General features: G+C 71.9%; 15 protein-coding genes. 8 read left to right on the top strand and 7 right to left on the bottom strand.

The features are described from left to right. Positions 1-2 precede the first annotated feature (2 nt). Both ACF08B_RS22985 and ACF08B_RS22980 read right to left on the bottom strand, forming a co-directional pair. Positions 3-413: a hypothetical protein gene (locus ACF08B_RS22985; protein ID WP_093479961.1), complete on the bottom strand. Its 411-nt coding sequence runs from the start codon at positions 411-413 to the stop codon at positions 3-5. A 231-nt stretch (positions 414-644) separates the two neighbouring features. Further along, positions 645-908: a GlsB/YeaQ/YmgE family stress response membrane protein gene (locus ACF08B_RS22980; RefSeq protein WP_392319081.1), complete on the bottom strand. Its 264-nt coding sequence runs from the start codon at positions 906-908 to the stop codon at positions 645-647. Between the two features lie 189 nt (positions 909-1,097). On the opposite strand from ACF08B_RS22980, the gene ACF08B_RS22975 reads away from it, so the two are divergent. Together ACF08B_RS22975 and ACF08B_RS22970 are read left to right on the top strand one after the other, a co-directional pair. Next, positions 1,098-1,460, top strand: coding sequence for an ArsR/SmtB family transcription factor (locus ACF08B_RS22975; RefSeq protein WP_392319080.1), 363 nt, complete (start codon positions 1,098-1,100; stop codon positions 1,458-1,460). 208 nt (positions 1,461-1,668) lie between these two features. Next, positions 1,669-3,375, top strand: a complete 1,707-nt coding sequence (locus ACF08B_RS22970) for an LCP family protein (protein ID WP_392319079.1) — start codon at positions 1,669-1,671, stop codon at positions 3,373-3,375. A 10-nt stretch (positions 3,376-3,385) separates the two neighbouring features. Here the strand turns inward: ACF08B_RS22970 and ACF08B_RS22965 are convergent, their stop codons facing one another. From ACF08B_RS22965 to ACF08B_RS22950, 4 genes are all read right to left on the bottom strand, one after another. Further along, positions 3,386-3,619 carry a hypothetical protein gene (locus ACF08B_RS22965; RefSeq protein ID WP_392319078.1) on the bottom strand — a complete coding sequence of 78 codons (234 nt, stop codon included), beginning with the start codon at positions 3,617-3,619 and terminating at the stop codon, positions 3,386-3,388. 102 nt (positions 3,620-3,721) lie between these two features. Next, positions 3,722-4,501, bottom strand: coding sequence for a DUF1206 domain-containing protein (locus ACF08B_RS22960; protein WP_392319077.1), 780 nt, complete (start codon positions 4,499-4,501; stop codon positions 3,722-3,724). A 131-nt stretch (positions 4,502-4,632) separates the two neighbouring features. Then, on the bottom strand, positions 4,633-5,502 hold the full coding sequence (locus ACF08B_RS22955; RefSeq protein WP_392319076.1) for a class II glutamine amidotransferase: 870 nt from the start codon (positions 5,500-5,502) through the stop codon (positions 4,633-4,635). A gap of 157 nt (positions 5,503-5,659) precedes the next feature. After that, positions 5,660-5,947: a DUF4190 domain-containing protein gene (locus ACF08B_RS22950; protein WP_093479966.1), complete on the bottom strand. Its 288-nt coding sequence runs from the start codon at positions 5,945-5,947 to the stop codon at positions 5,660-5,662. Between the two features lie 230 nt (positions 5,948-6,177). Here ACF08B_RS22950 and ACF08B_RS22945 point away from each other — a divergent pair, with 230 nt between their 5' ends. From ACF08B_RS22945 to ACF08B_RS22925, 5 genes are all read left to right on the top strand, one after another. Further along, positions 6,178-7,026, top strand: coding sequence for an RNA polymerase sigma factor SigF (locus ACF08B_RS22945; RefSeq protein WP_392319075.1), 849 nt, complete (start codon positions 6,178-6,180; stop codon positions 7,024-7,026). A 141-nt stretch (positions 7,027-7,167) separates the two neighbouring features. After that, entirely contained in the window at positions 7,168-7,830 is a 663-nt protein-coding gene (locus ACF08B_RS22940) for a ScbR family autoregulator-binding transcription factor (RefSeq protein ID WP_392319074.1), read from the top strand. Between the two features lie 80 nt (positions 7,831-7,910). Continuing rightward, positions 7,911-8,291 carry a hypothetical protein gene (locus ACF08B_RS22935; protein WP_392319073.1) on the top strand — a complete coding sequence of 127 codons (381 nt, stop codon included), beginning with the start codon at positions 7,911-7,913 and terminating at the stop codon, positions 8,289-8,291. Between the two features lie 4 nt (positions 8,292-8,295). Beyond that, positions 8,296-8,892 carry an NADPH-dependent FMN reductase gene (locus ACF08B_RS22930; RefSeq protein ID WP_392319072.1) on the top strand — a complete coding sequence of 199 codons (597 nt, stop codon included), beginning with the start codon at positions 8,296-8,298 and terminating at the stop codon, positions 8,890-8,892. After that, positions 8,889-9,830, top strand: a complete 942-nt coding sequence (locus tag ACF08B_RS22925; protein WP_392319071.1) for a MerR family transcriptional regulator — start codon at positions 8,889-8,891, stop codon at positions 9,828-9,830. The genes ACF08B_RS22930 and ACF08B_RS22925 overlap by 4 nt, the downstream gene beginning before the upstream one ends. 3 nt (positions 9,831-9,833) lie before the next feature. On the opposite strand, the gene ACF08B_RS22920 is transcribed toward ACF08B_RS22925, so the two are convergent. Beyond that, entirely contained in the window at positions 9,834-11,864 is a 2,031-nt protein-coding gene (locus ACF08B_RS22920) for a phosphocholine-specific phospholipase C (RefSeq protein ID WP_392319070.1), read from the bottom strand. 335 nt (positions 11,865-12,199) lie between these two features. On the opposite strand from ACF08B_RS22920, the gene ACF08B_RS22915 reads away from it, so the two are divergent. Continuing rightward, entirely contained in the window at positions 12,200-13,414 is a 1,215-nt protein-coding gene (locus ACF08B_RS22915) for a dipeptidase (protein WP_392319069.1), read from the top strand. Positions 13,415-13,524 lie beyond the last annotated feature (110 nt).

The raw sequence follows: 13,524 nt of genomic DNA, 5'->3' as shown, positions 1-13,524 counted from the left end.
GGTCACATCCTGCGCAGGACGACGAGCAGGACGAGCAGCACGGTGGCGCCGGCCGTGGTGCCGTGGGCGACCACCGCCGTGAGCGGGAAGTGCCGTTCCGCCGTGGCACCGCCCTGCGAATGGCGACCGGAACTCGGCAGCCAGCGCAGCAGCATCATGAAGCCGAACGCGGCGACGATCAGCACCACCGCACAGGCCGCCCAGGCCGAACTGCGCACCCCGCCCACGACATAGGCGGTCCAGGCGGCGAGGCCGGTCACGGCAAGGGCCACATGGCCCAGCACGAGCCACAACGGCAGCCGTGTCACACCCGGTGTGCGCTGGCGCAGCCCGCCGTGGCGGATCCACACGGCGGCCAGGTAGCCGCCCAGACCCGCGGTCAGCAGCCAAGCGCACAGAACGAAGAGCCGCATACCTTCCGCCCCCCTGTCCTGGTACGGCCGGACCCGAAGCGGCGCGAGGTGGCCGCGTTCCTCAGGACACCGCACGAGGCGGGAGGAGTCCGGACATCCATCCATCGATTCACCCTTAGGGGTGAAAAGAACCGGAGGGGCCGCACATGCGGGAACCCCCGCCGGATCCTCTTCTCCGGCGGGGGTTCGGGCTGTGCCGGCCGACGACGGGCCGCGTCCCGGCGGGCGCCCTCAGTTCCGCACCTGGACCCGGCTCAGGGCGGCCACGCCGAGCGCCGCGAGGGCGATCTGGATGAGCCACTCGATCCAGTCGACGCCCTTGGTGTCGGCGACACCGAGTCCGGCCGCGACGGCGGTTCCGATGAAGGCGGCGACGATGCCGACCACGATCGTCCAGAGAATGCCGATGTGCTGACGGCCGGGGACGACGAGCCGTCCCAGGACACCGATCACGATACCGATGACGAGTGCGCTGATGATCCCGGATATCTCCATGGCTGGCAGGCCACCCCTTCGTCGTAGATGGCATACGTGTGCCCGCTCGACATCGCGGCACGCTCACGGGGGCCGCGGTCCGCGCCGTCCGTCCGGAGGTGACACCCCGCCGGAGGGACCCCCAAGGCCGCGCCTACACTTGGTGAGCGTGTGTGCCCCGACGGTGACGAGCGTGGACGGGAGGGAACCGTGACGGACGACGGCACCGGCTTCGAGGATCCGCCCGCCGAGGTGCTGTCGGATGCCGCCGCGGCGTTCGGCCTGCTCGCCTCAGCGGCCCGCCTGCACCTGATGTGGGCCCTGTCGCAGGGCGAGAGCGACGTCACGCATCTGGCCGACCGGGTGGGCGGAGCCCTGCCCGCCGTCAGCCAGCACCTGGCGAAACTCAGACTCGCCGGCCTCGTACGCTCCCGCCGCGAGGGCCGCCGGCAGGTGTACTACGTCGACGATCCGGACGTCGTCACCCTGGTCCGGGTCATGGTCCGTCAGCTGACGGCACGGCCGCGCCACCGCACCGCGGGAGCGGACCGGCTGCGCGGGACCGGAGCCTGAGACCACCTGCTCGGCGGCGCGGCGCGCATGAGATGCCTCACCTGTGAATTGCGTGTGGATCTGTACGGTTCGCGCCACGGGTTTGTTAGATTGCGCAACTACGCAACCGAGGTGAACCGCCCCTTCACCTGCCCGCACACCGCCGCGCGTTCCCGTCCGCCCACCGGACGGCCCGGCCCGACGGGCCCGACCGTTCCTGGGAGTGCAGATGAGCGACCCGTGGGACGGTCCTTCCGGTCAGGTCACGCGCAGCCGTGGCGCGCGGGTGCCCGGACAGCGTACGACCGGTTCCGACGGGCCGAGGCCCTCCGGCGGCCGGGCCGCGGCCCGGCTCGCCGCCCGCTCCGCCGGCGGCCGGCGGCCCCACCGCGGCCGTCGGGCGGGCCGGGGCAGGCGGATCCTGAAGGTCCTCGCGATATGCCTGTCCGTACTGGTCGTGCTCACCGCGGGCGCGGGCTGGTGGTTCTACGAGCACCTGAACGGCAACATCCACAGCGTCTCGCTCGACGGCAAGGGCGGCACGGAGAAGGCCGACGCGTTCGGCCGCACCCCGATCAACATCCTGGTCATGGGCTCCGACGGGCGGACCAGCAAGACCGACTGCAAGCTGGGCGGCGGCTGCCGGACCACCGGCGTGCAGACCGGAAGCAACGCCGACGTGCAGATGGTGATGCACATATCCGCGGACCGTTCCAACGCCACCGTGATGAGCATCCCGCGCGACACCATGACGAAGGTCCCGGCCTGCAAGGACCGGGAGACGGGCCAGGCGACGAACGGCTACTACGGGCAGATCAACAGCGCGCTGCAGTACGGCCCCGCCTGCCAGGTGGCCACCGTGCACCAGCTCACCGGCATCCCCATCGACCACTTCGTGAAGCTCGACTTCTCGGGCGTCGTCAAGATGTCCGACGCGGTCGGCGGGGTCTCCGTGTGCGTCAGCGACGACGTCTACGACACCTACTCCCACCTGAAGCTGTCCAAGGGGACCCACACCCTCAAGGGAGTCGCGGCCCTGGAGTTCGTCCGCTCCCGGCACGGCTTCGGCGACGGCAGCGACCTGGGCCGGACCCTCTCGCAGCACATCTTCCTCAGCGCGATGATGCGCAAGTTCAAGAGCGCCGGCACGCTCACCGACCCCACCGCGGTCTACTCCCTCGCCGACGCCGCCACCAAGGCGCTGACCGTGGACGACGGCCTGGGCACGGTGAAGAAGCTGATCGCGCTGGCCGACGACGTGAACAAGGTCCCCACCAAGCGGATGACCTTCACGACCATGCAGACGGCCCCGGACCCGGCCGACGACAACCGCCTGGTGGTGGGCCCGGGAGCGAAGACCCTGTTCTCGACCATCGCCGGCGACCAGTCCCTGACCACCGGGTCCGGCAAGAAGTCCGGGGCGGCGTCCGCGACCGCGAAGGCCGGGGCGACCGCCTCGCCGGTGCCCGCGTCGGAGATCGCCGTGACGGTGGAGAACGGCACCTCGATCACCGGCCGCGCCTCCGCCGTCGCCGCCGCCCTCGTCGACCAGGGCTTCAGCTCCGCCACCACGGCCAACGCCCCGAGCCCCGCGACGACCACCACCCTCACCTACGGCCCCGGTCGCAAGGACGCCGCCCGGACGGTCGGCGAGGCCCTGGGACTGCCCGCGTCCCATCTGAGGGAGGGGGCCGGCACCGGCCTGATCCTCGTGATCGGCAGCGACTGGCCGAACGGCACCGGCTATCCCGGCGGCTCCTCACCCGCGCCCGCCGACACCGAGGCCGCGGTCTCCCACGCACACGCCTCCACGGCGGCCGAGGCCAAGACGTGCGCCAAGGTCAGTCCCTACCGGACGGTCTCCCTGAACGGGGTCTCGATGACGCCGTCGCAGGCGTACGCGGCGGCACGGAGCAAGCCCGACTCCGACGAGTGAGCCGGGCCGGTCAGGGACTGGCGATGTCGAAGCCGTAGCGCAGGGGCTCCTCGGTGACGGTGTAGTCGCGGCGGTAGACGTACACCGCTTCCGCGCGCATGCCCTCGACGGACGCGCCCTCCACCTGGCAGGGGCAGCTCACCTGGATCGTGCGCGGCCGGTCGGAGACCTTCATCCGCAGTCCGTGCGCGGGCCCTCCGTCGAGCACCGCGATCTGCCAGCCGGTCACTTCGGTCGTCTCCACGGCCGACAGTTTAGAGGTTGCGCAAGTCTCCGCCCGGTGAGCCGGATCACGTCCCGGACGGCCAAGTCTCCGCGTCCGCGGACCCGAGGCCGGGCCGTCGGCTCAGATCTTCCGCCAGCGCGCGTTGCACCACGAGAAGAGCCCGAACGCGGCCAGACCGAGCGCGATCAGGGCGAGCAGCCAGGGACCGGCGGGCAGATCCCGGAACGCGCGCAGGGTGTCGTCCATGCCCTTGGCCTTGCCCGGCCGGTGCTGGACGGCCGCGACGACGGCGAAGACGCCGGCCACCGCGAAGACGAGGCCGCGCGCCGACCCGCCCGTGACGCCCAGGAAGTCGGTCACCTGCCTGGTCCGCTTCGACATCTCCCCGGTACGCAGGTCCTCCCGGAACTTCCGCTGCACCGCCCGGAACGCGATCCACAGGCCGGCGCCCACCACGACGAGCCCTGCCACACCGACGAGCCACTGGCCCGCCGGCCACTTGAGCGCCATGGCGGTGACGTCGTCGGACTGCTTGTCCGAGGAGCCGCTGCCGCTGCCCCGGGCCCCGGCCGCGTAACTCAGCACCGAGTACGACAGGAAGGCGTAGAACACGAACCGGCCGGCGTTGGCCGCGCGCTTCGACAGCTTGGAACCGTCCGGTCCCGTCCCGCCGAACACGGCCTCCGACAGGCGCCACAGCCCCATGCCGGCGAGCGCGACGCCCACGACCCACAGCAGTACCGACCCGAACGGCTTGTCGGCCAGCTCGCCGAGGGCACCGCCGCGGTCGGCCTGCTGCCCGCCGCCGTCCCCGGCGAAGGCGATCTGGAGCGCGATGACTCCCACGAGTACGTAGATCAGCCCGCGTGCCGCGAATCCCGACCGGGCCGCCACCGCCATCGCCGTGCTGTCGGCCGCCCGGCGGGCCCGAAACCGTCCATGCAGTGCCCAAGACTGTGTCCCCATACTTCGCCGATGCCCCCGGCTCCCGGTCCGACACCTGCCCGGGGCCTGCGGCCGGGCCCGCCGCGCTACCCCGTCCGCTGGGAGGCCGCCGCGGTGGGGCGCAGGTCGGCGAGGGTGAGGGGATGGGCGGGCGGGTCGGGCAGGACGAGACGGGACGTGGTGTGCAGGTGCTCGTCGACGTGCAGCAGTTCGCCGGGCTCCATGAGCCGCCAGTGCGGGTTCTCGTCCATGGGCTCGCTGGCCACGACGACGGCGGGACGATCGCCCAGACCCGGCGAGTGCACACGCATCCGGCCGTGACTGCCGGTGTGGTCGAGATGCCGCGAGCCGTGATGTCCGCCCGCCGGCCGCCGGAGGACGTACAGCTCGTGCGTGGCGGGATAGCGCAGAGCCCACAGTTCACTCGGGGTGACGAGAATGATGTTGAGGGCGTACAGGGGCAGATTGCCTGCGGTCCAGCGGGCCGCCGCGGCGATCCCGGCGGACACGTCGCCGCTGTTCGCCGCGATCTCCCGGGTCACCAGGGCGAAGAAGCGCTCGGAGTCGGTGTCGCCCTGCACCAGGGAGAGGTCGTCGCCGAGATGGCGGTCGAGTTCGTCCAGCCCCTCGATCACGCCGTTGTGCGCGAGCAGCCGCCCCTGCTGCTCGAAGGGATGGGTGTTGCGGACGTCCAGGCCGCCGGTCGAGGCGAAGCGGATGTGGGCGATGAAGGTGGCCGACTCCACCTGCCGGGCCTCCCGCGCGAACGCGCGGTCCTCGTAGGCGGCGATCGGTGCCTTGTGCACCTCGGGCGTCCCGTCCGGGGCGAAGAACCCCAGACCGGTGCCGTCGGGTTCGCGGTGACTCTGCGCACTGAGGCTGTCGGGGGCGTCCAGCAGCCAGAACGTGGCGGGTGTGCGCAAGGGGGAGCTGCTCAGCCCGAAAAGGCGGCACACGGTGTCCTCCTTCGTCGCCGCGGTACGACCATCGTCGCGCGCCCGGCGCCGCCCCGCACGTGGCGCGGCGCTCCGCGCGGGCGGTGCCGCCCATACGCCGGGGCGCGGCCCACCTGCGCAGGTGGACCGCACCCCGTACGACGTGCCCGGTCGGGCGTCAGCCGCCCACGTGCCAGCTGAATCCGCCGTTGTGCGCGGCGACGGAGAACAGCACCAGCCACAGCACCACGTCGACGATGCCGAGGACGATGCCGGCCTTCGCCATGCCCGCGCCGTTCTTCACCGCCGCCTGCCGTCGGGCCACGGCGCCGAAGACGATCGCCAGCGGGCCGAGGACGATGTTCAGGATGAAGAGCCCGACGATGCCGCAGCACAGGCTCGCGATCGCCAGACCGTTGGTGCCCGAACGGGAGGAACTGGCAGAGTGACTGCCGTAACTCGTCATGACAACTCCAGTGTTGACGGTTGTCGGGCCGAACGGCCCCCACATTTCTTGGTTTTCGCTTGACCAACCGGATGCCCTCTTTGCCCGCCCGCATGTCGGCCGGATTCTTCCGGTGGAGCCGCCGGGCCGCCGTCGATCTCGGCCGGGACAGGCATGCATGGCGACTGTGCGGGTACGCGGCGTGTCGTTGACAACACCGCAGACACGGACCCATCCGGGAGGGGAACACCATGACGACGCAGACCGTGGCGGGTCAGGACACGCGAACGGCAGCCGAGTTGCCGGAACTCGTCGACCCGTCGAGCGTGGCTCCCCGGGACGCGCGGGCGCTGTCCAAGGTGTTCTTCGACCAGCTCGCGGTGCTGGAGGAGGGGACGCCCGAGTTCCAGTACGCGCGCAACACGCTGATCGAGATGAACATGTCCCTCGTCCGTTTCGCGGCGGCGCGGTTCCGCAGCCGGGGTGCGGAGGAGATGGAGGACATCGTCCAGGTCGGCATGATCGGTCTGATCAAGGCGATCGACCGGTTCGAGCTGTCCCGTGAGGTGGAGTTCACCTCCTTCGCGGTGCCGTACATCGTGGGCGAGATCAAGCGGTTCTTCCGCGACACGTCCTGGGCCGTGCACGTGCCCCGGCGCCTGCAGGAGGCCCGCGTCCAGCTGGCCCGCGCGACCGAGGAGCTGCGCAGCCGCCTGGGCCGTACCCCCACGGTCAAGGAGCTGTCCGAGCTGATGTGCCTGTCCGAGGACGAGGTCGTCGAGGCCCGCCTCGCGGCGAACGGCTACAACTCCGCCTCCCTCGACGCGGCCATCAACAGCAGCGAGGACGGGGAGACGGCGCTGCAGGACTTCCTCGGGACCGAGGACACCGCGCTGGAACTGGTCGAGGACTTCCACGCGCTGGCCCCGATGATCGCCGAACTGCCCGAGCGGGACCGCCTGATCCTGCATCTCCGCTTCGTCGAGGAGATGACCCAGGCGCAGATCGGCGAACGCCTGGGCGTCTCCCAGATGCATGTGTCGCGTCTGCTGTCGCGCACCCTGAAGCGGCTCCGGGAAGGCATGCTGACGACCCGGTGAGACCGTCCCCCGGTCGCGGACCGGGCGTACGGCGAAGGCTCCGAGGAGGCCGCGGTGGCCCTGTCACCGCGGCCTCCTTGCCGTATCGCCGTGCGGTATGGTACGAGCTGGTTGGTTTAATCTTCAGCTTGAGGAGGGTCGATGGCTCAGCAGGAGCGAGCTGTCCGGACCCGACGCGCTGTTCTGGAAGCCGCGGCGGCCGTCTTCGCGGAGCGCGGGTACGCGGCGGCCACGATCGCCGAGATCCTCCAGCGGGCCGGCGTCACCAAGGGCGCCCTGTACTTCCACTTCGACTCCAAGGCGGCCCTCGCCCAGGGCGTGCTCCAGGAGCAGATCACCACCGAGTACCACCTGCCCCGCGAACTGAAGTTGCAGGAGTGGGTGGACGCCGGCATGACCCTGGCCAAGCGCCTGCCGCAGGAGCCCATGCTGCTCGCCGGGGTCCGGCTCTCCGCGGACCTCCAGGGACGCGACGTCTTCGGCAGCGCCTGGCCGGCCTGGGCCGAACTGACCGCCCGTGTGCTGGAAGAGGCCAAGGAGCGCGGCGAGGTGCTCTCGCACGTCGTCCCGGAGGAGTCCGCCCAGGTCTTCCTCGGCGCCTGGATCGGGGTCCAGTTCGTCTCCCAGGGCGTGGCGGGCTGGACCGATCTGGACGCGCGGATGTCGGCGCTCTTCAACCACCTGCTTCCCGCGATCGCGGCGCCGTCCGTCCTCGGGCGCCTCGACACCGCCCCCGACCGGGGCGCCCGGGTACTCGCCGAGGTACGGCGAAGGCCGAAGGCCCTCGCGACCGCCACCGGCTGACCCACCCGGCCGGAAAATCCATGGAGGCGCCGTGGGCTCCGGTGTCATCATGTGCGGCATGACCACGATACGAAAGGCCCGTGCCGCGTAGACGGCCGGGAGAGGTCCGGACCGCCCTTCCCCGGCGGTACCGGACGCACGCCAGGACGACGGTGATCGACGGTCTGTCCCGCGGTGCGCTGGGTGAGATCGACCGCCTCGAACGCGCGCGGACCCACTGGGGACCGGGAGAGGTCGCCACGGCCGTGCGCCTGTGGAAGGACTACGTCCAGACCCCCGAGCGCCTGTTGTGGCAGGACCACGAGTGGGGCAGCACGCACGGGGACTGCTGCGGCGGTGATCCCCGGGAGGCGCGTGCGCTCCTCGACACCGTGATGCGCGCCCTCCCGGCCCGCTCGGCGCGCGAACTCAGGGCAGTCGTCGCGAGGTCCGACCGGGTGTGGGGCTCCGAGGTAGGTTGATCGGGTGAGTTCACTGCCGATGATCCTGCTGCTGTCGGGGAGCCTGCGGGCCGGGTCGACCAACGAGACCGTGCTGCGTACCGCGCAGGCCGTGGGTCCCTCCGCCGGGGTCGCCACTTCGTTCTACGACGGCCTCGCCGGGCTTCCGCACTTCAATCCCGACGACGACAACGACCCCCTGCCCCCTTCGGTGGCCGAACTGCGGGCGGCGATCGAGCGGGCGGACGCGGTCCTCGTCTGCACGCCCGAGTACGCGGGCACGCTGCCGGGGTCGTTCAAGAATCTGCTGGACTGGACCGTCGGCGGCACCGAGATCTGCGACAAACCCGCCGGGTGGGTCAACGCGGCGGCTCCGGGCCGCGGGCAGGGCGCCGAGGCCACACTGCGGTCCGTTCTGGGCTACACCGGCGCCGACATCGTGGAGGCGGCCTGCGTCCGGGTCCCGGTGGACCGGGGCATGGTCGGCCCGGACGGCCTCATCACCGACGAGGAGGCCCGCCGGCGGCTCCGCGCCGTCCTCGAGCTGCTGGCCGGCGCGTCCGCCCGCCGACCCGGCGCGCTTGAGTCTCCCGCAGGGGGAGACACCAAGCTGGAGGCATGAACGGCCCAACCCTGTACTCGATAGGCGAACTGGCCCGGCGCACCGGGCTCACCGTCAAGGCGATCCGGTTCTACTCGGACCGCGGCATCGTGCCGCCGGCCGACCGCACCCCGGCCGGCTACCGCCGCTACGGCCAGGACGCCGTGGCGCGCCTGGCGTTCGTCCGGACACTGCGCGACCTCGGCCTCGGCCTCGACGCGGTCCGCCGGGTCGTGGACCAGGAACTCACGCTCGGCCAGGTCGCCACGGAGCACGCCGCCGCCCTCGACGTGCAGATCACGGGGTTGCGGCTGCGGCGTGCGGTGCTGACCGCGGCGGCGGCCACCGGGGAACCCACGATCGAGGGGATGGAACGCATGCACCGGCTCGCCACCCTGTCCGAGGCGGAGCGACACCGCCTGGTGGACGACTTCCTGGGCGCGGTCTTCGACGGCGCACCGCCCCACCCGGGAAGCACCGGGATCCGGCGCTCCCTGACCCCTGAACTCCCCGACCGCCCCACGGAGGAGCAGGTCGCGGCCTGGGTGGAGCTGGCGGAGATGTCCACGGACCCGGGGTTCCGCTCCGGCCTCCGGCGCCTGCTGGACGAGCTCGCGGCCGGACAGGGGGGCGGCACCGCCGGACCCCCGCGGCCGGACGTCGTGGCCCTGGCCCGCGACGCGGTGGCGCCGGCCCTCGCCTCGGGGGTCGACCCCGCATCACCGCGGGCCGACCCCGTCGTGGCCGCGCTGACCTCGCGCTGCGCGGCCGCCGTGGGCCGTCCCGACGACGCCCGGCTGCCCGCGTGGCTCCTTCACCGGCTCCGGGCCGCGAGGGATCCGCGGCGGGACCGGTACGTCCACCTGCTCGCCGTGGTCAACGGCTGGCCCGCGCCGCAGCCCCTCGGACCGGTGGTCGACTGGGCCGTCGAAGCCCTGAGCGTCCGGACGGCCCGGTGAAGGTCAGCCGCTCACACTCGTCGCGCCCGTCTCCAGGTGCCCGGTCAACCGCCGCGACCAGGTGGCGTCGGAGTCGACGGTCACCGTGAAGTCGTACCAGCCGTTCTGGTACGCGACGGCGTTGAAGAAGTCCTCCGCGGAGGCACCCGCGGCGACGGTGTACGTCCACGGGCCGTCGCTGCGGTAGTGGTTCGAGGTGATGGTGAACTTCACCGACGCCGAACCCGAGTTGGTCATCCTGACGTACACCGCCGGCTTTCCGGTGCCGGGCTCCACGGCGTAACGGGTGCTCACCTCGGCCCCCTTGCCCGCCTTGGTCGCGTCGCCCTTGAAGCGCCGCAGGAAACGGTTCGGGCCGAGCATCGTCAGGTCGTACCTGCCGTCGCCGTAGCCCGCGCCGATGGAGAACCAGTCGGAGGCGGTGCCGCCCGCGTCGACGGTGTACTGCCAGGGCGTGGTGTCCCGGTAGGCGCCCGGATGGAGGGAGAAGTGTGCCGCCCGGGACGCCGGCGCGCCCTGGTTGGACATGGTGAACCAGGCGGTGATCTTCCCGGCGGCCCCGAACTCCAGGCGGTCCAGCCGGCCGTTCGGCTGGTACGGCAGCGCACGCGCCGGGCGCGTGCCGCTCTCCTGGGCGGGCAGGGCGTTGTTCGTGGGCACCGGGTTCGGCAGGGGACCGCAGGTGCTCATGCCGAGGACACCGGTCGCCGGCAGGGTCACCGGGCCGTACACCGGACGGGCGAAGTCGAAGACCCCGGTGAGGTCGCCGCTCACCCTGCGGCGCCAGTCGCTGATGTTGGGGCACGTGGCGGGGGTGCCGAGCGCGCTCGTCCAGGTCTCCAGGAAGCGCAGCACCGAGGTGTGCTCGAACACCTCCGAGGAGACCCAGCCGCCGCGGGTCCACGGCGACACGACGATCATGGGGACGCGGAAGCCGAAACCGTACGGCACCCCGTTGAGGAACTCACCGGCCGTACCGGCGGGAGGCGCCGGCGGGGGCACGTGGTCGAAGAAGCCGTCGTTCTCGTCGTAGTTGAGGAAGAGCACCGTCGAGTCGAAGACGTCCTGGTCGGCCGCGAGGGCCTGGTAGACGAGGCCGACGAAGTGGGCGCCGTCGCCGGGCGGGGCGTAGGGGTGCTCGGAGAAGGCCTGGTTGGGGACGACCCAGGAGACCTGCGGGAGGGTGCCCGCGACGACGTCCGCCCTGATCGCGGCGGCGATGTCGTCCGGGGTCGAGCCGGTGGCCCTCGGTACGGAGGACATGCCCCGGTCGTACAGCGCACTGCCCGGCCTGGCGCTCGCGAAGGTCTTGAAGTAGGCGCAGCCGTTGTCGCCGTAGTTGTCCGCCGCGTTCTGGTAGACCTTCCAGGTCACTCCGGCGCTCTGCAGGGCCTCGGCGTAGTTCTGCCAGGTCAGGCCGGACTCGTCGCCGCCGTCGTAGCTGGACTGGTCGACCTTGCCGCTCCACAGGTAGGTGCGGTTGGGGCCGGTGGCGCTGAGCGTGGAGCAGAAGTAGGCGTCGCAGATCGTGTAGTTGTCGGCGAGGGCGTAGTGGAACGGTATGTCGGACCGGTCGAGGTGGCCGAGGGAGCGGACGTTGCCGACACCCGCGACCCAGTTGTCCATCCGGCCCTTGTTCCAGGCGGAGTGCTGCGAGGACCACGAGTGGGGCAGGTCGCCGTTGCACTGTGCGAGCGTCTCGCCGTCCTTGCCGCCCGCGGGCGGGGTCGCGCTGAGCTTCCACGGGTACTGGCGGCCCGTACCGTTGGGCTGGTTGAAGACGCTGTATCCGCCGTTCAGGGTGATGCCACTGCGGTCGTCGAAGCCGCGGACACCCTTCAGGCGGCCGAAGTAGTGGTCGAAGCTGCGGTTCTCCTGCATGAGGATCACCACGTGCCGAACGTCCTTGATCGTGCCGGTCGTCGTCGCCGTCGCAGGTGCGGCAGCCGCCGTACGCGAGCCGGCGCCGAGCGTCACACCCGCTGCCATGGAAGCGCCGAGCCCCACGAAGCCTCTTCGGCTGATCGGTGTCATTCGCCCCGTCCTCGTCTCAGGGGTGCCCCAGCGGCACATCGCCAAGGTGCCCGGGGCGAGGGTCAGGGTCCATAACGCGCGATGACACAGGGATGAAGAAGGGCGTCCGCTTCACGCCGCCGGCCGGCGGCCCGGGGCGGCCTTCGCCCGGCGGGAGTTGCGGGCCGTGTGGCCGCGCCCCGCCGGGGCAGGATCACCGGGTCCGGCGCCGCCGCCCGGGCACCGGGCGGCACGCGGGGGAGGAGCGCACACGGCGGCGGTGGCCGCCCCACCCCCGCACGAGTTCGGCCGGGCGCGCCGGCAGACCGTTTCCGTCGACGAAGGAGTCCGAGTCCATGACCGATGTCGTAGCCGAAGCCCTGCGGAGCACGCCCGTCGTCGACGGTCACAACGATCTGCCGGTGGCCCTGCGCGCCCGTTCCGGCTACAGCGTCGAGGGCCTCGCGGACGGCCGGCCCGATCTGCACACCGATCTGCCCCGGTTGCGCGCGGGAGGCGTCGGCGCACAGTTCTGGTCCGTGTACGTCTCCTCCGAACTGCCCGAGCCCGAGGCGGTCGTGGCGACCCTGGAACAGATCGACGCCGTGTACCGGCTCGTCGCCCGCTACCCGGACGCCCTGCGCATCGCCTACACCGCCGCCGACGTCGAGAAGTCCTTCGCCGACGGCCGGATCGCCTCGCTGCTGGGTGTGGAGGGCGGCCACAGCCTCGCGGAGTCGCCGGGCGTGCTGCGGTCGTACGCGCGGCTCGGGGTGCGCTATGTGACCCTGACACACAACGACAACACCTCCTGGGCCGACTCGGCCACCGACGAGCCCGGTGTGGGCGGCCTCGACGACACGGGGCGCGCGATCGTCGCCGACCTCAACCGCACCGGGATCCTCGTCGACCTCTCGCACGTCGCCGAGTCCACCCAGCGTGCGGCCCTCGCCGCCTCGACCGCGCCGGTGCTGTTCAGCCACTCGTCGGCCCGGGCGCTCAACGACCATCCGCGCAACGTCACCGACCCGGTTCTCGAACTCCTCCGGGACAACGGCGGGGTCATCCAGCTGACCTTCGTGCCCTACTTCATATCGGCGCGAGTCAGCTCGTGGGCCGAGGAGTTGCAGGCGGAGCGCGAACGCCTCGGGCTCGCCGCCGACGCGTGGCGGTGGCCGCGTGCGCCTCGCCCCGGCGAGGACCCGGCGGCGGTCGCCGAGGAGCACGCGGACCTGTTCGACACATCCTCCGACGACCGCCTGAGCCGCTGGCTGGAGGCGCATCCGCGGCCCGAGGTGACCGTGGCCGAGGTCGCCGACCACGTGGAACACGCCCGCGACGTGGCAGGCGTCGACCACATCGGCCTCGGCGGGGACTACGACGGCGTCGACCATCAGCCGGCCGGCCTCGCCGACGTCTCCGGCTACCCGGTGCTGCTCGGGGAACTCGCCGGCCGGGGCTGGTCCCGGACCGAACTGGAGGCCCTCACCGGACGCAACGTCCTGCGGGTGCTGCGGGCGGCCGAGGATGCGGCGACCGAGCCGCTGTGGCCGACGGCCCCCCTGCGGTGAGCAAGTGGCCGAAGCGGTACGCGTGTCGGGGCCCCCGCCGGCTCCGAGGCTGCCCACCGCCCGACCGAGCCGCTGTGGCCGACGGCCCCCTGCGGTGAGCAAGTGGCCGA

Origin of the sequence: Streptomyces sp. NPDC015139, assembly GCF_043079785.1 — a bacterium.
Classification (GTDB): domain Bacteria; phylum Actinomycetota; class Actinomycetes; order Streptomycetales; family Streptomycetaceae; genus Streptomyces; species Streptomyces albidocamelliae.
Note: the sequence above shows the minus strand (reverse complement) of the source record. Positions and strands in the feature narration are given on the sequence as shown.

Coding starts and splice junctions, on each gene's coding strand:
- ACF08B_RS22985 (WP_093479961.1), bottom strand. CDS start 413: ATGCGGCTCTTCGTTCTGTGCGCTTGGCTGCTGACCGCGGGTCTGGGC.
- ACF08B_RS22980 (WP_392319081.1), bottom strand. CDS start 908: ATGGAGATATCCGGGATCATCAGCGCACTCGTCATCGGTATCGTGATC.
- ACF08B_RS22970 (WP_392319079.1), top strand. CDS start 1,669: ATGAGCGACCCGTGGGACGGTCCTTCCGGTCAGGTCACGCGCAGCCGT.
- ACF08B_RS22960 (WP_392319077.1), bottom strand. CDS start 4,501: ATGGCGGTGGCGGCCCGGTCGGGATTCGCGGCACGCGGGCTGATCTAC.
- ACF08B_RS22950 (WP_093479966.1), bottom strand. CDS start 5,947: ATGACGAGTTACGGCAGTCACTCTGCCAGTTCCTCCCGTTCGGGCACC.
- ACF08B_RS22945 (WP_392319075.1), top strand. CDS start 6,178: ATGACGACGCAGACCGTGGCGGGTCAGGACACGCGAACGGCAGCCGAG.
- ACF08B_RS22940 (WP_392319074.1), top strand. CDS start 7,168: ATGGCTCAGCAGGAGCGAGCTGTCCGGACCCGACGCGCTGTTCTGGAA.
- ACF08B_RS22925 (WP_392319071.1), top strand. CDS start 8,889: ATGAACGGCCCAACCCTGTACTCGATAGGCGAACTGGCCCGGCGCACC.
- ACF08B_RS22920 (WP_392319070.1), bottom strand. CDS start 11,864: ATGACACCGATCAGCCGAAGAGGCTTCGTGGGGCTCGGCGCTTCCATG.
- ACF08B_RS22915 (WP_392319069.1), top strand. CDS start 12,200: ATGACCGATGTCGTAGCCGAAGCCCTGCGGAGCACGCCCGTCGTCGAC.